This is a genomic window from Actinopolyspora sabaoui, from assembly GCF_051225635.1.
Classification (GTDB): domain Bacteria; phylum Actinomycetota; class Actinomycetes; order Mycobacteriales; family Pseudonocardiaceae; genus Actinopolyspora.
Genome location: NZ_JBMIHH010000005.1, coordinates 497,449 through 517,949, shown reverse-complemented (window position 1 = coordinate 517,949; position 20,501 = coordinate 497,449). Strand labels below are relative to the sequence as shown.

Sequence of the window (20,501 nt, the reverse complement as noted above, 5' to 3'; positions counted from 1 at the left end):
CACACCTCACAAACCATGAGGCACAGCGCGAGCTGATACTCAAAGCAAAAAAGACAAGAAACAAACACACACACGCGTGCACAAACACTGTTGAATTCTCAAAGAACACACCCACCACCCACGCGGTAGGCCCGAACAATCAAGAGCACCCGAAAAGTTTTTCGAGTTTTCCCGATCGCTTCTGTTTTTACTCTAGCACCCGACTGTTCCCCCCGTAGATCGGGGGTCCGGATTCAACCAGAACCCGAAGCAGTCAAACACCGGAGTCGCCCTCGACAGCTTCCCGTCGGGAGCACCAAGTTACTTTACTCGGCCCGACTGGCGGTGTCAACCCGCCCGTCCCAGCCAGTTCGAAACCCTGCGGGCTCCTGTTCACTTGCTCGTACAGCCTAGCCCACCGCCACAGCCCACTCGAACGGGGGTGCCCCTGTACCGCGAACCGCGGCTCCCGCAGGCGCGATGCGCCCGTGAGCCGCGGAAACGACCGCGGCGTGCCTGTCCCGGTGCTCATTCGGCATTCGACCCGGGCCGCAGCCACAACTTGACGGTGCTCGTCTCCGAAGCACCGATCGCCCGCATCAACTGCTCCGGTGCTACCGGCTCGCTCCTGCCCACCGGCACGATGTCGTAGCCCCAGGACGTGAACTCGTGCAACACACCGCTTGGTTCGTCGCCCAGTGCCCGCATCCCCGAGGGGGTGAACGAGCACACCACGGAAGGCCGGTGCTGTCGCAACAGCCCCTCCAACCCGTGCAGAATTCGGTGCACCCTGGATCCGACATCCACGTGCACCACGGAGAGGTTGCGCTCACCGATCCCGTGCTCGCTGTTGAGCTCCCCATCGAGGCGCACCCCCCGCAGCCGGACGACGGAAGCACGAGCATCCGGAACGGACTGCCCGCCCGTTCCCTCGGAAGCGGTCACTTCCACCCCGCCGGTCCCCGCGGGCAACCCGAGCAGTTCACCGTCGTCGTTCCAGGCCGCGCTGTCCAGCACGGTGAGCCGTTCCCTGAGCCGCTCGGTGACGTTGACATCGGCGTTGTGCCGCAGCAGCTCACGGGCTCCCTCGTCCGGCTCCACCGCGATCACACGCCCGGTGTGGTTGAGCCTGCCGAGCACGCGGACCGCCTGGTAGCCGACGTAGGCCCCGACGTCGAGGAAGACTCCACCTGGTTCCAGCAGGGAATCGATCAGGGCGGATACCTCGGCGTCCCAACGGTGGTGCGAGGAGAGCCACGGCAGCATCACGGTGTCGTCCGCCGGGAGCCGAAGCAGTCCCGCCTCGCACACCACGGGGGTGCCGGGCAGATGTGCCGTGTCGCTGTTGCGTTCGTGCTCCCGCAGCACGATTCGGCGCAACGCGTCGGTACCACGTAGTGCGTTGTCGATGTCCAGGGCGCTGCGGCGCAACCCGTTCTCCAGCTGTTCCTGCTGGCCCTTCTCCGACTCCTCGATCCGCTGTTCCAACCGGTCCACCCGGTCCAGCGTCCGCTCCACCGCGCCGGTGAGGCTGTCGATGCGCTCGGCGAGCTCGGAAAGCTGCCGCTGCCCCGACGAATCGCCGGTTTCCTCCAGCTCGCGCAGCCTCCGCTCGTGTTCCGCCAGTTCGGTACGGGCCTGCACCGTGCTGTCGTCGGCTCCCGCCACCCGCGAGCCGAGCTGCTCCTGTCGCTGGGCGAGTTGCGTGAGCTCGGCGCGTACCGCGTTGATGTCGAGGTCGTCGGCACGTTCCTGCTGCCTGCGAAGCAGCTCGGAGGAGGTTTTCTCCACTCCGTCGAGCAATGAGCGAATGATGTCGCGAATGTGCTCGTCATAGTGGCCCAACGCCTTGAGCACGGCCTTGCGCAACGCGGGGGTGACGGCGTTGCGCCCACCCATCCCCACTTCCGGTGGACGGTGCAGCGCGTGGCGGGCTATCAGCAACGGACGCAACGGGTCCTCGTCGGGGGCGTGCTGGTCCCGTGCCCACTTTGCTCGCCAGTTGCGGTAGGCCGCCTCCACACGTTCCCGCAGCTGTTCACCCGCCCTGCCCGGCGCGAGCTGGCGGGAGAGCCGTTCCCCCGCCGCGACGCCGAACCGCTGAAGTTCCCGCGGATCGTCGGCAGCCGCGGTCAACGCGGCAGCGGCAGCCGCCATGTCGGGTTCGCCACTACCGTGGCATCCCACCAACACCGCGCCGGACGATCCGAACAGTTCACCGACCGCCCCCTGTTCCACGGTGATCACCGGAATCCCGCGCGCCGCCGCGTGCAGCATCCGCAGCGCGTACCGGTCACCACCGACACCGCCGTCCGCCCGGTGCAGCGAGACGGCGCAATCGGCGATCGCCAGGACCGTCTCCTCGGCATCCTCCCGTTCCAGCAGCAGGATCCGGTGGTCGGTGGTGGTTGCCAACCGCAGGCGTTCCGCTGCCTCGGGATGCTCCGCGGCACCACTGACCGCCACGAGCAGCCGCACGTCGGTGCGCCCGCCGAACGCGGCACCGAAAGCGGTCACCAAGCCGAGCACGTTCGCGCGGTGTTCCTCGGCGTGATCGGCGAAGGCGACGAAGACGAATTCCTCGTCGAGCCCGATGCGTTCCCTGGCGGCCTGCCGGGTGGCGGGCTCCGGTGGCTCCTGCTCGGGGAACGGCAGCGCGAGCACGCGAGCCTGCACTCCCACGTGACGCGCCGCGTGCCTGCCTGCCTGGGAGAGCGCCCACAGTTCGGTGGGTTCGCCGGAAGCGGGAGTGGTGTCGGCCGGATCGGCCCCGGCGTCCGGCCGAATGTCGATGAGGTGGTGCCCCGCGGGTACCGGCATCGAGGGATCGCAGCGCAGCACGACGGGATAGCGTGCGTCGTCCGAATTCGGGATTCCGGAGGTGCGTACGGCGAGCCGGACCAGTTCGGCCAGCCACCCGGTACCGACGACCGCGACCCCGAGTTGGTCGGTCATCTCGGACTCCTCGGTGCCCCTGCTCCGGGCCAACCGCGCCGGCACGCGCCCACTGGCCACCCCGACTCCGGCACACCACTCGCGGAACGCGGCCGCGTCGTCGGTCAGCGGGCGCGGATAGTCGCGCCGCAGCACCTGATCGTCCTGCCACAACGCGAAGTCCCACCGGGAACACCCGGCGGCGCGCTGCTGCTCGTCGGCGGGGGTGCCCGCCCACTCCAGGAATTCGGCGAGCGGGTCACGTTCCGGCCCGGCGGGTTCGAAGGGACTGGGTACGACGGGACAGCCCGATGCCTCGGCGGTCAACCACTGGGTCCGGTACGCGGCGCGCAGCGAGGTCGGCAGCACCGTACCGTCGGGCAGTTCGTCGAACGGCGAGGTTCGTTCGCTCGTCATTCCCCGGGAGACAAGCGCGTTGCGATACCCCGCGCACAGCTGCGCCAGGGGTGGTGACTCGGAGAGCAGCACCCGGGGACGGTCGGAGTACTCCGCGGAGAACAACCAGGGGCGCTGCGGTTCGAACCCCTCGAAGTGCACGGTACGCAGCGGATGACCATCCACGGTGTACTCACCGTCGGAGGTTTCGAGCTCGCGCTGCCCGGCGTTGTACACCGACAGTCCCACGCCCGGGTCGCGCAGCACCCGGTGTTCGACCATGGCGGGCAACCCCTCGAAGAACTCGGGCGCCGCGTCCGGTTCGGCGCGCACCCGCTGTGCCCATTCGTCGAGTACCCGTTCCGCGCCGTGGGTCACCGCGAGGAGGTTCGGATCGAACGAGCCCGCCCGGGCCAGGTCCCTCGCTCCGGGGCGCAGCCCGTCGGAGGGCAGCGGGCGAATCACCCGGGGAGCCAGCCCCAACGGCGCTTCGTCGCCCAACGTGGCGAGCGATTCCCCGAACGGGCCGAACACCCGGACCACCGGCGACAGGTACAGCACGAGCGGTTCGGAGCGCAGCAGCCGGGCGAGCAGCCCGGGGAGTACAACCGAGTTGAGCAGTTCCCCGCCGCAGGCCGTGGCCAGCCGGGAGAACTCGACCTCGTCGATACCGATGTCGGCTGGGGTGTTGACCTCTTCCCGCACGTCGGCTTCGAGGTCGGTGTCGAAGTCCAGCAGCAGGATCGTGAACCGCCCGCCGGGGTGGCACCGCAGGAACGAGTCACGCAGCACCCGCGCCCCGGCGAGCTGACCGTGCCGGGCGATCGTGCAGCCGTGCGGGTCGGGGAACTCGTTCCCCTCCCCGGTGGGCGGAGTCGATTCGTCCTCCGGCAGTTCGGCGGGCCAGGCAGGCTCGTCGACGAACTCGTCCGCCGAACCGAGCGCTTCCGGATCGGCGGACGGCCACTGGTTCGATTCGGAGTGGTCCAGGGGATCGTTCACGAGTCCTGAACCTACCGTCGAGGCTTCGAGGTCGGCACTCCCCGACCGGATCACAGCATCGGCATCAGGGTGCGCAGCTCGTAGGGCGTGACGTGACTGCGATAGGCGTTCCACTCGGCCCGCTTGTTGCGGAGGAAGAAATCGAACACGTGCTCGCCGAGCGTCTCCGCCATGAGCTCCGAGTTCTCCATCTCGGACAGCGCCTCGTTGAGGTTCTGCGGCAGGCTGGGATATCCGGCGGCCTTGCGTTCGCTCTCGGTCAGCGACCAGACGTCGTCCTCGGCGGCCGGGGGAAGCTCGTAGCCCTGTTCCACACCGCGCAGCCCCGCGGCGAGGATGGCCGCATAAGCCAGGTAGGGGTTGCAGGCGGAGTCGAGATTGCGCATCTCTACGCGCCGGGAGGAGGACTTGCCCGGCGAGTACATCGGCACTCGCACCAGCGCGGAGCGGTTCGCGTGGCCCCAGCAGACCGCCGTGGGTGCTTCACCGCCGACCACGAGGCGCTTGTAGGAATTCACCCATTGGTTGGTGACCGCGCTGATTTCCCTGGCGTGTCGCAGCAGTCCGGCCACGAAGGCACGACCGGTGTCGGAGAGCTCGTAGGGATTCTCCGGGTGGTAGAAGGCGTTCTGGTCACCCTCGAACAGACTGATGTGGGTGTGCATCCCCGAACCGGGTTGCTCACTGAACGGTTTGGGCATGAACGATGCCCGCACGTTCTGGGTGAGTGCGACCTCCTTGACCGTGTAACGGAAGGTCATCACGTTGTCGGCCATGGTCAGGGCGTCGGCGTAACGCAGGTCGATCTCCTGCTGTCCGGGGGCACCCTCGTGGTGGCTGAACTCGACGGAGATCCCCATCGCCTCCAGCGCCTCGATGGCGTTGCGCCGGAAGTGCGGGGCGGCGTCGTGGCTGGCCTGGTCGAAGTATCCGCCGGAATCGGCGGCCACGGGCTCACTGCCGTCGACGGGCAGATTCTTGAGCAGGAAGAACTCGATCTCCGGGTGCACGTAGCAGGTGAACCCGGCCTCGGTCGCCTTCGAGAGGGTGCGCCGGAGCACGTGCCTGGGATCGGCCCAGCAGGGCGAGCCGTCCGGCATCGTGATGTCGCAGTACATCCGCGCCGAGTAGTGTTCGCCGTCGGCGGTTTCCCAGGGCAGCACTTGGAAGGTCGCCGGATCCGGTTTGGCGACCATGTCCGACTCGTAGATGCGGGAGAATCCTTCGATGGCGGAGCCGTCGAAACCGATCCCCTCGGCGAAGGCCCCTTCGAGCTCGGCGGGCGAGATGGCCACCGATTTGAGAATGCCGAGAACGTCGGTGAACCACAGCCGCACGAAGCGGATGTCGCGTTCTTCCAGAGTGCGGAGCACGAACTCCTGCTGACGGTCCATGCCCGCACCCTAAGCGTCCGGGCGGGTTGGTGCCCCACCCGCTCGGCCCCGAGTGGGTGGGGCGACTTCTCCGATCGGACGAGACCCAGCCACTCGGATCGGAGCGCCCGGTCCGGGGTTGCCGACGCGGGATCGTGGGTGCGGGGCGGGCACGGTCGTGGCGAAACCGGCCGCGCCCGCCCCGGAAGTTCCCGGCTCCGCGCTCAGGCCGAGCAGCGCTTGCCCTGCTCGGGGACCTTGAGGTCGACCAGGTAGCGCGTTCCGGCCTCGTTCACGCATTCGTTGTCGCCGAGGAACACCCCGTGCCCCTCTCCCTCGTAGGTCAGCAGCCGCCCGCCGAGCGCCTCGGCGAGCTTCGGTCCGTTCTCGTAGGGCGTGGCCGGGTCACCGGTGGTCGAGATCACCACCGTCTCGGGCAGTTTCCCCGGGCGTGGTTCCGGTTTGTCCCCCGTCTCCGGGACGGGCCAGAAGGCACAGCGGCCGCGGGCGGAGCTGACCGGATGGCCGTGGTCGGTGAAGGGGGCGGCCTGGCGGTACTTCCGATTGAGTTCGCGCTGTTGCTGCCTGCCGCCGATGCGGTTGGCGTCCACGCAGAGCACCGCCTGGTGGGCGGCCATCATGTTGGAGTAGGAGCCGTCCTCGGCTCTGCCGTGGTAGAGGTCGGCCAGTCGCAGCAGCGTCGATCCATCGCCGTTGGCCAGGCGGGACAACCCCCCGTTGAGCGGCTTCCAGTACTGCTTGTTGTACATCGCCTGGAAGAGACCGGTCTTGGCATCCGTGTAGGACAGTTTTCTTCCGTCGATTCTCGTGGCGGCCGGGCTGCCGATCAGCGGTCGGGTGATCTCGTGGAACCGCCGCACCGCGCGGTCCGGATCGCTGCCCAGTGCGCAGCGCTGCTGCCGGGCGCACCACTGTGCGAAGGAGTCGAAGGCCTGCTGGAACCCGGCGGCCTGTTCCAGCTGCATCTCGCTCTGGTCCCACTCCCCCGGCGCGATGGCGCCGTCGAGCACCATGGCCCGGACGCGGTCCGGGAACCGGGAGGCGTACTCGTTGCCGAGCAGCGTGCCGTAGGAGTAACCGAGATAGGTCAGTTTCTCGTCACCGAGTGCGGCCCGCAGCACGTCCATGTCCCTGGCGACGCTGGCGGTGCCCACGTTGGCCAGTAACTTTTCCCCGCTGCGTTCGGTGCACTTCGCGGCGTAGCGGCGGTTCTCCCGTTCGAGCCGTTCGACGGCTCCGTCGGAGGTGATCACCTCGGAGTTCAGTCGAGCCGCGTCCTTCTCCTCGGCGGTGAGGCACTCGACGCGAGGGGTGCTGGCACCGACGCCGCGCGGGTCGAAGCCGACCAGGTCGAATTTCTCGCCGAGCTCGGTGCCCTTCACACTGGAGACCCGTGCGGCGGCGCTCTGCATGCCCGAAGCACCGGGACCGCCGGGGTTGAGCACCAGTGACCCGATACGTGCCTGCTCGTCGGAGGCGGACCGGCGCAGCACGCCGATCTTCGCGGTCTCGCCGTCGGGCTGGTCGTAGTCCAGCGGCACGGTCAGCCGGGCGCACTCCAGGCCCTCGGCGCCGAAGAGTTCCTCGGAGGGGGGCGTGGTGGCGTAGGACTCGCAGCTCTCCCAGGCGAGCGACTGCTGGTAGTAGCGCTGCAACTCGGCGGCGGAGCTCTGCGCTTCGGGTTGTTCGTTGTGCTGCTGTTGTGACTCCTGCGTGTTCGAGCACGCCGTCGTAACCCCCAGAAGAGCGACAGCGGCGACCACGATTCGTGGGCGAAGCATGCGCGGGATCGTGACACGCGACACCGACCCGGCACGATGGGGCGCCCCGGCGAACGTGCGCGTGGTCACTGAGCGAAGATGGGGGCATGCCGCAGTTGCGCGTAGCTCTGGCCCAGGTAAACCCCTGCGTGGGAGATATCGCGGGTAACAGTTCGCTGGTCCTGGAACGCAGCGAGGAAGCCGTGTCGCGCGGGGCGCACGTCGTGGCCTTCCCGGAGATGGTGCTGTCCGGCTACCCCGTGGAGGACCTGGCGCTGCGCAAGTCGTTCGCGGCGGCCAACCGCGCCGAATTGGAGTCGCTGGCGGTGCGGCTGCGGGACGCGGGCTGCGGCGAGGCGCTGGTGATCGTGGGGCATCTGGACCGCGACGACGAGGGGGTGCGCAACGCGGCTTCGCTACTGCACGGCGGCGAGGTGGTCGACACCTACTTCAAGCACCACCTGCCGAACTACGGCGTCTTCGACGAGGCACGCTATTTCGCCCCCGGCTACGACCTGCCGATCGTGCGGTTCCACGGCCTCGACATCGGCGTGGTCATCTGCGAGGACATCTGGCAGAACGGCGGACCGATCGCGGCACTCGGCAAGGTCGGGGTGGACGCGGTGGTCTGCGTCAACGGCTCCCCTTACCAGCGGGCCAAGGAGCACGAGCGTACCCAGCTGGTGGTGCGCCGCGCCGCCGAGGCCGGGGCGCCGATGGCCTACGTGAACATGGTGGGCGCGCAGGACGAACTGGTCTTCGACGGCGACTCGATGATCGCCACGAACCACGGTGAGCTGCTGAGTCGCGCCCCTCGGTTCGCGGAGCACCTGCTGGTGCGCGACCTGGAGCTCAGCGCGGGCGGCCACACCTCCACCGAGGTGACCCCGGAACCAGCCGAACTGGAGGGACCGCCGCACTTCCGTCCGCGCGCGCTGCCCGCCTTCCACGTCGACCGGATCACGCTGAGCCCTGATCCGCTGCCCACCTACGAGCCCTCCGAGAACGAGGGACTCGCCGAGCCGCTGGCCGAGGAGGCCGAGGTGTGGTGGGCGCTGGTCACCGGACTGCGGGACTACCTGCGCAAGAACGGTTTCAAGTCGGTGGCGTTCGGCTTCTCCGGCGGCATCGACTCGTCGGTGTGCGCGGCGCTGAGCGCGGACGCACTGGGTGCGGACGGGCTGTACGGGGTTTCGCTGCCTTCGCACTACTCCTCGGGGCACTCCCGTTCCGACGCTGCCGAGCTGGCCGAGCGGATCGGCTGCCACTTCGAGGTGCACGCGATCGAGGACATGGTCCGGGTGTTCGTCGACCAGCTGGGACTGTCCGGACTGGCCGAGGAGAACGTGCAGGCGCGCTGCCGGGGCATCACGCTGATGGCGCTGTCGAACCAGCACGGGCACCTGGTGCTGGCTCCGGGCAACAAGACGGAGTTGGCGGTGGGTTACTCCACGATCTACGGCGACGCGGTCGGCGGGTTCGCACCGATCAAGGACGTGCCCAAGACGCTGGTGTGGCGCCTGGCGCGCTGGCGCAACGCGGAGGCGGAAAAGCGCGGCGAGACGCCGCCGATCCCGGAGAGCTCGATCACCAAGGCTCCTTCGGCCGAGCTGCGGCCGGGCCAGGTGGACACGGACTCACTGCCGCCGTACGAACTGCTCGACGAGGTGCTCGACCGCTACGTCGAGGGTGACAAGAGCTACGACGACCTGCTGCGGGAGGGCTTCGACGCCGAGCTGGTGGAACGGGTGCTGCGGATGGTCGACCGGGCGGAGCACAAGCGCAGGCAGTACCCACCGGGCACCAAGATCACGCTGAAGGCGTTCGGGCGGGATCGCAGGTTGCCCGTGACCAACCGGTGGCGCGAGGCGCGGCCTTGACGGTTCTTTCGCCCCGGTTGTCTTAGCGCTCGGTTGGCGGAACCTCTCGCACGGCTCTCGCTGCGGCGAGGCCCGACATCGGGTAGCGACCTACACAACGTCGGGCCTTCCTCGCGAGAGCCGCACGGGAGGACCCGCGCTCGGTACTGCTGCGAGGGTGGTTGGAGTTCGGCACTCGTCGGCGCTGGTGACCCGACGATTTCGCGAGAAATTGACACAGCCGGAGCCACACCGCCGTACTGGGGCGTCAATTTCCCGCGAAATTGGCGCCGACCGTAACCCCGTCGGGGGACTTCCCGGCATCATCCCACCGGGGCGGGCGAGGCGGATGCCGTTCGCCGTTCGGCGCGGGATTCGGACCGTCGTTCGGTGGCGAGCAGCGATTCGAAGGTGTCGGCCTGCGCGGTCAGCAGCCGAACGCCGGCGAAGTTGACCGGGCTGTCCTCGGTGTACGAGGTGAGCACCTCCTCGCCGCTCCAGACCAGGTAGAGCACCCGCAGGTAGTGGCCGGTGCCGTTGGTGGCACGCCAGGCCCCGAACTCGGCGGTGTAGAGGCCGAACTCGAAGTCGCCGCGCGTGAGCTCGGCGACCGCCCAGTCGTGCAGTTCCGCCCGCAGTGACTCGGGGGCGCGGTTCGTGGTGTCCACTTCGAGGCTGGTGATCAGCGGGTCGTGAGCGCCGAGGGGTCGCGACGCGGGTCCGTGTTCGAGGGTGTAGCCGAAACGCACGGAAATCCTCTCCTCACCGGCTGGATAGACTGCCCGTGTTGGACGGACAGTGTGTGGTTGGTTACCAATACAAAGTAACGGTCATCTGACACATACACACGACCCCGTATGGGTGATATCGCCGGAGGCTCTGATGGCTCATTCACGCCCCACCATCCAGAGGCGGCAGTTGGGAGCTGAACTACGCAGGCTTCGGGAAGCCGCAAACAAGAGCCAGAAAGAGGCAGCAGAGGTAATCGAGTGCGATTCAAGCCTTCTCAGCAGGACAGAACGTGGTGAACGCTCACTGAAGATCGTAGAGCTGAACGCTCTTCTCGAACTGTACGAGGCTCCGGCTGCCAAACGAGAAGAAATCATCCAGCTCGGACAGCTGGCGCGGCAACGTCAGTCACGCAGGATGTTCTCTGATGCTCTCCCTGGGGCTTTTCGACGAGTGAGCGATCACGAACGGGAGGCCAGGGAGATCCAGTACTCGGAACCGGATCTGATACCCGGCCTACTCCAAACGGAGGATTACATCCGCGCTCTGATGCATGCGGGGCGCTCAGCAGTATCGGAAGCCGATCCCGACGAGATCGAGACCCACGTACAGTTTCGGTTGGAGCGCCAGGAGTTGTTAACCATGAGCCATCCACCCGTCATGTGGTTCGTGATCGGCGAAGCCGCACTGCGACGTCCGGTACGCAGCAGAAGCATCTTGCGAGAGCAGCTGCTTTACCTGCTTAAGATCATCGACGAACACCAGAACGTGATCACGCAGGTTGCTCCGTTGTCCATCCCGGACCATCCCCTGCTCGGCGGCTCTATCGGAATCTTTCGTTTCGACGGCACGGTGCCGGATATCGCTCACCAATCGACCTTCATCGGTGGGGGTGTTTACATAGACGATGAACAAGACATTGCCGAGTGCACACACGCTTTCGACCGACTACGAGCAGTGGCGCTCGGTCCCGAAGACTCACGAGCTTTCATCGCGAAACGCGCTAAGGAACTTGATCATGAGCACTAAGCACCCCATTACCGACTGGTTCGTCAGCAGCTATAGCGGTCCCCGCAACAACACCTGCGTCGAAGTCCGTTTCACCGGCCACGGCACCGAAGTACGCGACACCAAGAACCGAGCTGCTGGAAGCCTCGACTTCGAGCGCGGGCAGTGGAACTCCTTCGTGCGAAATCTGCCCGACAATATGGCGTGATCCCAAGCGGCCAGGTCATGCTTCAAAACGATCCCCATCAGGACCGTTCGAGGAGTTCGGGCATGTCCACGACACCGACCGCTTCCGACTGGTTCGTCAGCAGCTACAGCGGTGGCAACAACAACAGCTGCGTCGAGGTCCGCTTCACCGGCCACGGCACCGAAGTACGCGACACCAAGAACCGCGCGGCGGGAACACTCGCTTTCGGAATGAACCGGTGGAGCGCCTTCCTGCGGGCGCTGCGCGGCTGATCAAGGGTAGGAGTAATCCGGCCGGGTCCGACTCGGCCGGTCACTCCGGGGAAAATCCGAAAACGCCTGCTCGAACATCATTCGGTGCGCTACGGTGCCGAATCGTGGCATTCCAGCGAGAACAACCGGACGGCCCGAATTCGCCCGCCGCGGGCATCACTCCCGCCGTGTTCGACCTCGGCAAGCGACTGCGCAGGAACGCGCTGGTAGGCGCGCTGGTTCTGGGACCGTTCGGGGTGCTCGTGCTGCTCGGGAGCATCACGAACAATGTGGACGGTCCAATGGCGGCACGCGTGTTCTCCGGGATCTTCGGCGCGGTACTGATCGGTGTTGCCGTGCTCATAGCGTTGCTGTGGCCCGTGATCTCCCGCACGCAGCAACTTGTGCTGGAACACACCGGCCTCCGCTGGCACGATCCGCGCGGCCGCCCGTTCACCATCCGCTGGCAGGAACTGGCCGAAATCGTGGTGCATCGGAAGTGGAAGCCCTCGAGGTTCGGCCGTTCCTTGGCACAGGTATGGGTAGAGCTCCACCCCGCCGGGCACGACTTCCGTCGACGCCACCCGGAGTTGGAACACCTGTTGCGGAACGAGGAGACCCAGCCGCACTATCGACTCACGCTCGGACCGAACAAGAGCGCCGCCACGATCGTCGACGAGGGACTGCGGCGCTTCCAGCCACGGTTGCACCAGGGGATTCAGGAGGAGAATCGGCCCGCATCCGGGTGAGTTCGGTTCGGTACTTTTCGACAAGGTCCGCGTCAATTTCTCGCGAAATCGCCGCGCGCTCGGGGCCACTTCGGATCGCTCGAACTCGACTCACACCCCCAGCTCGGCCCGCAGGGCGGACAGCTCCTGCTCGGTGAGTTCTACGTCGAGTTCCCGCAGTCGCCGCCCCAGTTCGTCGCCGGGCACAGGAGTGGTCTCGATCTCCCCGGAAACGTGTTCCACCCGCAGCTCGTCGCCGAGCAGCTTTCGCGTGCTGTCCCGCTCCGGCCGCATCACCACGGGCTTGCCGACGAACGGTGAGTTCGGGTGGGTCGCCGTGTAGTGGTGGGCCACCTCGTAGTCCACGGGACGGCTCGGCGTCGTGTCGAAGGCGTGCAGCGACTCCCATCCCTCGGACGTCCACTTCTGCAGGTACCAGAACGCACCGTCGCGGCTCAGCCGGTGCCGGATGCCGTACTGGTCGACCTCGGCACCGTCGCGCAGCGGCATGGGGCGCGGAACTCCGGCCCCGAAACCGACATCCGCCAGGTACGCGCCCTCCTCGAACGAGACGAGCAGCATCATGTGGCTGTAGGGCCCCGGATGCAGCGGCTGCACCCGAGCCATGTGCCGGGATACGGTGAATCCCAGGCGTTCGAGCACGGCGGCGAACAGCAGGGCGTGCTCGTAGCAGTAGCCACCACGGTTGCGGCCCACCAGCTTGTGCTGGATCTCCCGCAGACCGAGGCCGGGATGGCTGCCCAGCAGCACGTCGATGTTCTCGAAGGGGATCGTGCGCACGTGGGCCTCGTGCAGTGAGTGCAGCGCAGCTACCGAGGGAACAGCGGGTTCCGGCTGTCCGATCCTGGTCAGGTATGCGTCCACCGAGACAGTGGCGACGCTCCACTCGTCGGTATCCAGGTGTCGTGCTTCGAGGGTTGTCATGTCATCGAAAGTCACACTTCGAGCGTGCTGGAAGTCAACGAGTCTCGCTGCCCGAGAAACCGGACCGCAGCGGAATACCGGAGGTTCGGTGTGACGTGGGCCAGAAGTTGTCGAGCCGGAACGACAACCGTGCCACTGTTGGGGGACAAACATCCGTTACGAGCCCGTGGACCCGCAGTGCGGGCCGCGAGGAAGAGGATGAACATGTCCGAACAGAAGACCCCGAGCCCCGAAGGGGCGCACCCCGCTACCGCCAGTACCGCCGGTGCCGAGACCACGGCGCCCTACGGTGCCACCGCGCCGCGTCGCAGGACCCGGATCCATCACCTGCGCGAGTACAAACGTCGTGGCGAGGCCTGGGCGATGCTGACCTCCTACGACACCTACACCGCGCGGATCTTCGACCAGGCGGGCATTCCGGTGCTGCTGGTCGGTGACTCGGCGGCCAACAACGTGTACGGCTACGAATCCTCGCTGCCGATCACGGTGGACGAGCTGCTGCCGCTGGTTCGGGCCGTGGCCGGCGCCGCCGAGCACTCGTTGGTGGTGGCCGACCTGCCCTTCGGCTCCTACCAGGCGTCGCCGGAGCAGGCGCTGCACACCGCCGTGATGTTCATGAAGGCGGGGGCGCACGCGGTCAAGCTCGAGGGCGGGCGCCGTTACGCCTCGCACGTGGAGGCGCTGGTCTCCGCCGGGATACCGGTGATGGGCCACCTCGGGTTCACCCCACAGAGCGAGCACGGTCTCGGCGGTTACCGCGTGCAGGGGCGCGGCGACCAGGCCGAGAACCTGCTCGCAGACGCACGGGCGTTGCAGGAAGTCGGGGCGTTCGCGGTGGTGCTGGAGATGGTCTCCTCGGACGCCGCGAAGCGGGTCACCGGCGAGCTGGAGATTCCCACGGTGGGGATCGGTGCCGGTCCCGAGTGCGACGCGCAGGTGCTGGTGTGGACCGACATGGCCGGGCTCAACACCGGGCAGACCCCGCGCTTCGTCAAGCGCTACGCCGAGGTCGGGAAGGAGCTGTCGCGGGCCGCGAGCGAGTTCGCCTCCGAGGTGCGCAACGGGGAGTTCCCCACCTCCGAGCACAGCTTCGACTGATTCGACCACCGTTCTCCCGACCGAGGAGGTGGTTGACCAGCCGTTGCGTGAGTCGACTCCTTGCCGCATGTGGGGCCGACTCCTCCGGTAGCGTCCCGGGAATTTCCCGGGGGATCGGTTCAGTCGCCGGGCGGGGTGCCCGTGCCGAACGGGCTCCCGCCCAGTGCCTCCCTGCCGTGCGGGGTGTGCCACTCGTCCAGCGCCGGCCCGGCGGGCACGATCCCGTTGGGGTTGATGGTCGGGTGGGTGCGGTAGTAGTGGTTCTTGATGTGCTCGAAGTTCACCGTCTCGCCGAAACCGGGTGTCTGGAACAGGTCGCGGGCGTAGTCCCACAACACCGGTAGCTCGGTGAGCTTGTGCCGATTGCACTTGAAGTGCCCGTGATAGACGGCGTCGAACCGCACGAGGGTCGTGAACAGCCTGACGTCGGCCTCAGTGATCGTTCCGCCCACGAGGTAGCGCTGCCCTTCGAGCCGTTCGGAGAGCAGGTCGAGTCGCCGGAACAGCGCGTCGAACGCCCGCTCGTAGGCACGCTGCGACGCGGCGAAACCACAGCGGTAGACGCCGTTGTTGACGTCGCGGTAGACCAACTCGTCGATCTCGTCGATCTCCGCGCGCAGCTCCACCGGGTAGAGGTCTGGGGCACCGGGGCGGTGCAGCGCGTGCCATTCGGTCTCGAGGTCGATGGTGAGCTGGTGGTAGTCGTTGCTGACGATCGTGCCGGTCTCGACGTCGATCAGGGCGGGGACCGTGTAGCGTCCGCTGAACTCCGGATCGCTCGCCAGGTACGCCTCGGCCAGCAACCGGATCCCGGTGACCGGATCACGTCCCTCGGGGTCGAGCGTGAATCGCCAACCGCGCTCGTCCCGGAGCGGATCGACGATGCCGAGCGTGATCGCGTGCTCCAGCCCCAGTAACCGCCGCACGAGCAACGAGCGGTGCGCCCAGGGGCAGGCCAGACTCACCACCAGGTGATACCGCCCCGGCAGAGGGGCCCAACCCGACGAGCCGTCGGCGGTCACCCGCTCGGTGAATCGGTTGCGCTGCCGCACCCACTCGCCGGTGGTGGCCGTTTCGGTGGGGAATTCGGCGGCGCTCATACTCTCTCCCGCTCTCGGCCGCTGGCTTTCGACCGCTCGAACCGAGCACACCGCCCAGCGGCTCGACACGACCCCGGCCGAACGTGCCGGACCAGGGCCGAAGGCGAGCCGCCGGACGCGCCCTCGCACGAGGCATTGTCGTCCGGGAGCACGGACGGCGCCAGCCGGACGGGAAGCTGCGATGCGGAGCGGAACCGCGGCGGGCGGGATCACACGTCGGTGATGCGCAGTCCAGCGTGTGCCTTGTAGCGCCGATTGATCGCGATGACGTTGGCGGTCAACGCCTCCACCTGGTGCGCGTTGCGCAGCCTGCCGCCGTAGATGCCGCGTACCCCGGGGATGACATCGGCCAGCGACCTGACGAGATCGGTGGCTTCCCGGTCGTCCCCGAGGACCAGCACGTCCAGATCCACGTGCGAGACCTCGGTGTCGGCCAGCGTCACGGCCGAGACGTGGTGGAACGCGGCGGTGACCCTGGAGTCCGGCAGCAGCGCCTCCGCCTGCTGGGCCGCGCTGCCCTCCTCGACCGGCAGTGCGTAGGGCCCCTTCTTGTCGAAACCGAGCGGGTTGACGCAGTCGATCACGATCTTGTCTGCCAGTTCCGAACGCAGCTCGCGCAGCGTGTCGGCGTGCGCCTCCCACGGCAGCGCCGCCAGCACCACGTCGGCCTCTCTCGCGCAGTCGGCATTGCTCCGCCCCAGTACCGAACCGCCGCTGGTGGCGGCGATCTCCTCGGCTGCCTCGGCGGCGCGCTCGGCCGACCTGGAACCGATCAACACCTTCAACCCGGCCTGGGCCCACCGGATGGCCAGCCCCTTGCCCTGCGCGCCGGTCCCGCCCAGCACACCGACGGTCAGTTCCCGAACGTCAACCACCATGACTCACAGCTCCTATCGACTCCGATCACGTGCCCGCACACTTTATTACCCGACGGTAACCAGAGATGTCACACCGGCCCGGCGTGTTCGCGAGCACGCCGGGAAGTTCGTCCGGCAGCGGAAAGTTCGCCCGATGGACGAACCAATCCGATCGGGACCTTGTCTCGCCGGATACCGCGTGGCCGGTCCGTACCCGGTCCGGTGCCACTCGGTCCAGTACCACTCGGTTAGGGTCGGTCGGCCCGTGGTTGGTGCGACGATGCCACCCGGGATCCGCCGCACGGGCGCTCGGCGAGTTCGAAAAGGACCTCGCGACGAGCCGAGTCGACGTCGACGAGCCGTACGGAAACCCGCTGCCCGCGAACCAGTTCGGCACCGCGGCAACGCGCTATCACCGGTGGCTCGGGCACGAACACCTCGCCTGTGCCCGCCTCCTGGTCGGTGCGCAGCACGGTGGCCGTGAATACCTCACCGAGCCGATCCGCGAGTTCCCACGCCTGCACCTGCGCGATGCACGCCCGTTCCACACGCGAGGCCAACCGGTCGGAATTGCCCATCGCCGAGGGCAGCTCCATGATGCCCTCCCGAACCCATTCCGGAACGGGCCGTCCAGCTACCACGGCGAGGCAGATTTCGGTGCACAACCTGTCCACCAGCCGCCGCAGCGGAGCCGTGACGTGCGCGTAGGCCGCACCGATCCCGGCGTGGCCGATCACGGCCGGTTTGCCGTCCCGAAAGGCGGTGTATCCCGCGCCGCGCAACAACCGGGTCCCAGCCACGTGCAGGGCCAACGACTCCGGACGCGACGGTTCCAGACCGGCCAGGAACTCCGCGGCCGACTGCTCCGGGGGCCAGTACATCCCGAGACGTTCCGCGGAACGACGCAACCCCAGCACGGCCTCCTCGTCGGGGTCGGGCACCGTGCGCAACACCCCCACCCCGGCGGCGAGCATGATCTCGGCAGCGCACATGCCGGTGAGCAGGGATACCTCGGCGTTGAACGCCTCGAGCCACATTCGGGGGCGCAGGCCCAGCCGCCAGCCGGAGCTGTCCGAGAACTCCACCCGCTGTTCCGGCAGTCCGAGCTCGATCGCCCCTCGGTGCGTGGTCTGCTCCCTGCGCAGCAGGCCGACCTCCGGTAACAGTTCCACGGACGGGTGCGGATCGCCCGCTTCGAAGGAGCGCAGCAACCCCCGGTAGTCCAGCGCCGCCACGGAGCGGACCACGGAGCGGCGAACATCGACTCTTACCGGGACACCGTGACTGTCGAGATCGACGGTCCAGAGCACGGCCGGTCTGACCTGCTCGGGCAGCAGGCTGGCCGCCCCTTCGGAAAGCAGCGGCGGGTGCAGCGGAATGTTGCCGTCCGGCAGGTAGAGGGTCTGGCCCCGGCGAAACGTCTCCCGGTCCAACGCACCACCGGGAGCGACGAACGTGGCCGTGTCGGCGATCGCGTAGTGCACTCGGAAACCGTGGCGTCCCCGCCGCCGCAGCAGCACCGCCTGGTCGAGATCCTTGGATCCCTCGGGATCGACGGTCACCAGCGGCAGACCGGTCGCGTCGGTGCGTTCGGCGGAGGAGAGCGGCTCGGCCACGGCCTGCTCCGCCTCCATCAGGGCTTCGGTGGGGAACTCGCCCGGCAGACCGAACTCACGGCGGATACCGGCGAAGGCAGTCCCGGGACGGGAAACGCCCCCGTCGGGGGCCGCTCCCCCGTCGGTCGGGTTCTCCGATTCGGCAGCAACGGCGGAATCGATCCGCTGGGAGGTTCGCGCCGCTGCCATCGGTACTCAGCTCCCCTCGGCCCCTGGTTGCTGCTCCCAACGCAGATCGGCCTCGTCGGCTGCTTCGGTACGCTGCCTGGCCAGTTCCAGGGCGTGTTCGGCCGAAGCGCGATCGGGGTATGGACCGAGACGGTTGAGCGAACGGCACACTTCACCCGGCGCTTCGACTCGTCGGTGCTTCAAGCAGAAGTACCAGCTGTTCGGGTCCATGACACGAGCCTGGCATGCCGGAACAGGAATGTCACGTTCACGAGACCGAACGCGGCCGAGGGGCACCCGCCCGGCGGATCAGGTGGTTCCCCGGGAACCGCCGTGGCGACGCGGTATGGGATCCAGGCAGGGCACGAGGACGCGCTGCTGTTCCGGATTCTCGACCGGCACGCCGTCCCCGGAGCGGTACTCCAGTTCGCCGGTGTCGTCGACCTCCATGGTGTAGCCGATCTCGGCCAGTTGATCCTCGTCCAGGTCGACCAGTCGCTCGTACCTGGTGGGCACGACGCGGTAGACCGGCCATTTCAGATGTCCGAACGCCTGGTGGAACTCGGCCAGCAAATCCCGCATGTGCCGCTGCCAGGGCAGCGGCATGGACTCGGCCAACGAACGCGGCAGCACGGCATAGGCCTGATCGACGCCGTGGTGCTGCTCGGAGAGGTAGTCCCCCAGGGGAGCGCTGGAAGCGGGCGGACCGTTGGGGCGTGGAATCGGGTCGGGGGTGAACATGTTGTTCCTCCTGGAGCGTGCGGCGAACCGTTCGGGCCGCCGTTCGACCGACCTGGACATTCTCGACGCGATCGCGCCCGAATGCCCTTCTCGCCTGCCGGTGCTGTCGTTCGGGGACCGCTCACGAGAGGTCACCGCGACCGGGAAAGCGTGGGGCGCACCGCCGTCGGTAGCAGCTCGCCGCCGTCCCAGAGCTCGGCGATCTGGACCTCCTCGCCGGGCTGCGGGGCGTGCAGCACCTTGCTGTCACCGAGGTAGAGCGCCACGTGATGCACTTCGCTCGGGAGCCGACCGGTTCCCCAGAACACCAGGTCCCCGGCCCGGGCCTGGGACAGCTCCACCTTGGCGCCGCCGCTGTCGTACTGGTCCTGCGAGACCCGCGGGATCTGCACCCCGGCGGCGGCCCAGGCCTGTTGCGTCAGACCGGAGCAGTCGAACTCGTGCGGCCCCTCGGCCGCCCACTTGTAGGGAGAACCGAGCTGCTGCTTGGCGTAGTCGATCGCCTCGCTGACCAGGGAACCGGTGTTGGGCATCTCGTCGCAGCCGCTCAGCGCGGCGACGTCACCCTGGTTGCTGACCAGGTGGGCCGCCATGGCCTCGGCCTCGTGGTAGCGGTCGGGAAACGCCGAACGCTCCACCGCCTGTGCCGCGGCACCGGGACGCATCCGCTTCCAGCCCTCGACGTCGAGCAGTACGTCGTAGAACTTGTTGATCGCGTATCCGAGGTCAGTCACCTGCCGCGGGGTCCCCCAGTTCATCGAGGGCCGCATCTGGAACACGCCCAGCGAGTCGGCGTGCCCGTAGTCGAGATTGCGCAGGTTCGACTCCGTCTTGCCCGCCTGGATCGCGATCTGCCAGGCACGCGGCGGCAGCTCGCGTTGCTTGCCGATTTGGATGATCCGAGCGGCTATCCTGCGCTGTTCGCGTTCGAGCCGGGCGGCCATGCGCTGTCCGCGCTGGGCGGAGTTCCCCGAGGTCGCCAACGCGGTGCTGCAACCCGACCAGGTGGAGTTGCCGCCGCCTCCTCCCATGCCCGCCAGCAGGCCGGTGACGGCACCGACACCGATCAGCCCACCGAAGCCGGTGAGCAGCACCAGGACAACAGCGATCTTGCGCATATCAGTCCACCCTGTCGTAACCGGCAACGCGCCAGCCCTGCTCCGCGCGGACCACGTGCACCCGCAACGTGGGCCCGTCGGTGGGCGCCAGTACCCGCATGGAGTTCTTCGTCGACTGTTGGGTTCGTAATTCGCCCGTCAGTTCGGTGGCGGGCACGTTGGCGGGTTCGACGGTCTCCAGCACACCGATGAACTCGGGGGTGGTGTAGGGCCGCAACCGCTCGAGCCACTGCTGCCGCTGTTCGCCGGTGGAATGGCGTGCCCAGTTCTTCACCCAGGAACGCACCACGTCGATTCCCGCCGGATCGGGGGCGGCGGACTTCGCCGTGACGGTGGGCACGGAGATCGTCGGCGGAGCTCCGCCGAGCTCGTCACGGCCGGTGCTCTCGCCGGACCCCCCGGGGGCGCTGCCCTCCGAGCCGGTCTCGACGGTGTAGTCGACGGAATCGCGGTCGGTGCGTGGCGCGGCGCCGCCCCGCGAGGAGATCTCGGGGAGCAGCAGTCCGATTGCGCTGACCAGTGCGACCAACAGCACCAACGCCATGATCAGGTGTTTGGGGGAGCGCAGCGGCCAGCCCCATAACCTGCGGTAGACGGCCGCACGGCCGCGGTGTGTTCTGATCGGCATCAG

Annotated in this window: 18 protein-coding genes; 6 read left to right on the top strand and 12 right to left on the bottom strand. The window is 67.7% G+C overall.

What is annotated here, in order from left to right:
- Positions 1-507 precede the first annotated feature (507 nt).
- The 3 genes from ACOQFL_RS12370 to ACOQFL_RS12360 all read right to left on the bottom strand — a co-directional run bounded on the left by ACOQFL_RS12370 (position 508) and on the right by ACOQFL_RS12360 (position 7,486).
- Entirely contained in the window at positions 508-4,311 is a 3,804-nt protein-coding gene (locus tag ACOQFL_RS12370; protein ID WP_435544270.1) for an FkbM family methyltransferase, read from the bottom strand.
- 50 nt (positions 4,312-4,361) lie between these two features.
- The gene (locus tag ACOQFL_RS12365; protein ID WP_435544269.1) at positions 4,362-5,705 is read right to left on the bottom strand and encodes a glutamine synthetase family protein; all 1,344 of its coding nucleotides are present in this window, start codon (positions 5,703-5,705) and stop codon (positions 4,362-4,364) included.
- A gap of 203 nt (positions 5,706-5,908) precedes the next feature.
- Complete coding sequence (locus tag ACOQFL_RS12360) at positions 5,909-7,486, bottom strand: alpha/beta hydrolase (RefSeq protein WP_435544268.1); 1,578 nt, start codon at positions 7,484-7,486, stop codon at positions 5,909-5,911.
- Between the two features lie 86 nt (positions 7,487-7,572).
- On the opposite strand from ACOQFL_RS12360, the gene ACOQFL_RS12355 reads away from it, so the two are divergent.
- Positions 7,573-9,345, top strand: coding sequence for an NAD+ synthase (locus ACOQFL_RS12355; protein ID WP_435544267.1), 1,773 nt, complete (start codon positions 7,573-7,575; stop codon positions 9,343-9,345).
- Positions 9,346-9,647: 302 nt separating this feature from the next.
- Here ACOQFL_RS12355 and ACOQFL_RS12350 read toward each other — a convergent pair whose 3' ends face one another.
- Positions 9,648-10,073, bottom strand: coding sequence for a hypothetical protein (locus ACOQFL_RS12350; RefSeq protein ID WP_435544266.1), 426 nt, complete (start codon positions 10,071-10,073; stop codon positions 9,648-9,650).
- Between the two features lie 133 nt (positions 10,074-10,206).
- Here ACOQFL_RS12350 and ACOQFL_RS12345 point away from each other — a divergent pair, with 133 nt between their 5' ends.
- The 4 genes from ACOQFL_RS12345 (at position 10,207) to ACOQFL_RS12330 (ending at position 12,248) form a co-directional block, all read left to right on the top strand.
- Positions 10,207-11,082 carry a helix-turn-helix domain-containing protein gene (locus ACOQFL_RS12345; protein ID WP_435544265.1) on the top strand — a complete coding sequence of 292 codons (876 nt, stop codon included), beginning with the start codon at positions 10,207-10,209 and terminating at the stop codon, positions 11,080-11,082.
- Positions 11,072-11,269: a DUF397 domain-containing protein gene (locus ACOQFL_RS12340; protein ID WP_435544264.1), complete on the top strand. Its 198-nt coding sequence runs from the start codon at positions 11,072-11,074 to the stop codon at positions 11,267-11,269. Before ACOQFL_RS12345 ends, ACOQFL_RS12340 begins: the two co-directional genes overlap by 11 nt.
- Positions 11,270-11,331: 62 nt before the next feature.
- Positions 11,332-11,520, top strand: coding sequence for a DUF397 domain-containing protein (locus ACOQFL_RS12335; protein WP_435544263.1), 189 nt, complete (start codon positions 11,332-11,334; stop codon positions 11,518-11,520).
- A 104-nt stretch (positions 11,521-11,624) separates the two neighbouring features.
- Positions 11,625-12,248 carry a hypothetical protein gene (locus ACOQFL_RS12330; protein ID WP_435544262.1) on the top strand — a complete coding sequence of 208 codons (624 nt, stop codon included), beginning with the start codon at positions 11,625-11,627 and terminating at the stop codon, positions 12,246-12,248.
- 90 nt (positions 12,249-12,338) lie between these two features.
- On the opposite strand, the gene ACOQFL_RS12325 is transcribed toward ACOQFL_RS12330, so the two are convergent.
- Complete coding sequence (locus tag ACOQFL_RS12325) at positions 12,339-13,172, bottom strand: arylamine N-acetyltransferase family protein (RefSeq protein WP_435544261.1); 834 nt, start codon at positions 13,170-13,172, stop codon at positions 12,339-12,341.
- A 204-nt stretch (positions 13,173-13,376) separates the two neighbouring features.
- Here ACOQFL_RS12325 and panB point away from each other — a divergent pair, with 204 nt between their 5' ends.
- Positions 13,377-14,270: a 3-methyl-2-oxobutanoate hydroxymethyltransferase gene (panB, locus tag ACOQFL_RS12320; protein WP_435544260.1), complete on the top strand. Its 894-nt coding sequence runs from the start codon at positions 13,377-13,379 to the stop codon at positions 14,268-14,270.
- 119 nt (positions 14,271-14,389) lie between these two features.
- Here panB and ACOQFL_RS12315 read toward each other — a convergent pair whose 3' ends face one another.
- The 7 genes from ACOQFL_RS12315 to ACOQFL_RS12285 form a co-directional block, all read right to left on the bottom strand.
- On the bottom strand, positions 14,390-15,370 hold the full coding sequence (locus tag ACOQFL_RS12315) for a glutathione S-transferase family protein (RefSeq protein ID WP_435544259.1): 981 nt from the start codon (positions 15,368-15,370) through the stop codon (positions 14,390-14,392).
- Positions 15,371-15,579: 209 nt separating this feature from the next.
- Positions 15,580-16,245, bottom strand: a complete 666-nt coding sequence (npdG, locus tag ACOQFL_RS12310; protein ID WP_435544295.1) for an NADPH-dependent F420 reductase — start codon at positions 16,243-16,245, stop codon at positions 15,580-15,582.
- 230 nt (positions 16,246-16,475) lie between these two features.
- On the bottom strand, positions 16,476-18,032 hold the full coding sequence (locus ACOQFL_RS12305; protein WP_435544258.1) for an RNB domain-containing ribonuclease: 1,557 nt from the start codon (positions 18,030-18,032) through the stop codon (positions 16,476-16,478).
- A gap of 6 nt (positions 18,033-18,038) precedes the next feature.
- The gene (locus tag ACOQFL_RS12300) at positions 18,039-18,242 is read right to left on the bottom strand and encodes a hypothetical protein (protein ID WP_435544257.1); all 204 of its coding nucleotides are present in this window, start codon (positions 18,240-18,242) and stop codon (positions 18,039-18,041) included.
- A 78-nt stretch (positions 18,243-18,320) separates the two neighbouring features.
- Positions 18,321-18,752: a hypothetical protein gene (locus ACOQFL_RS12295; RefSeq protein ID WP_435544256.1), complete on the bottom strand. Its 432-nt coding sequence runs from the start codon at positions 18,750-18,752 to the stop codon at positions 18,321-18,323.
- A 131-nt stretch (positions 18,753-18,883) separates the two neighbouring features.
- The gene (locus ACOQFL_RS12290; protein WP_435544255.1) at positions 18,884-19,870 is read right to left on the bottom strand and encodes a C40 family peptidase; all 987 of its coding nucleotides are present in this window, start codon (positions 19,868-19,870) and stop codon (positions 18,884-18,886) included.
- Position 19,871: 1 nt separating this feature from the next.
- Positions 19,872-20,498 (bottom strand): hypothetical protein, encoded by a 627-nt coding sequence (locus tag ACOQFL_RS12285; RefSeq protein ID WP_435544254.1) that lies wholly within the window; start codon positions 20,496-20,498, stop codon positions 19,872-19,874.
- Positions 20,499-20,501: the final 3 nt, after the last annotated feature.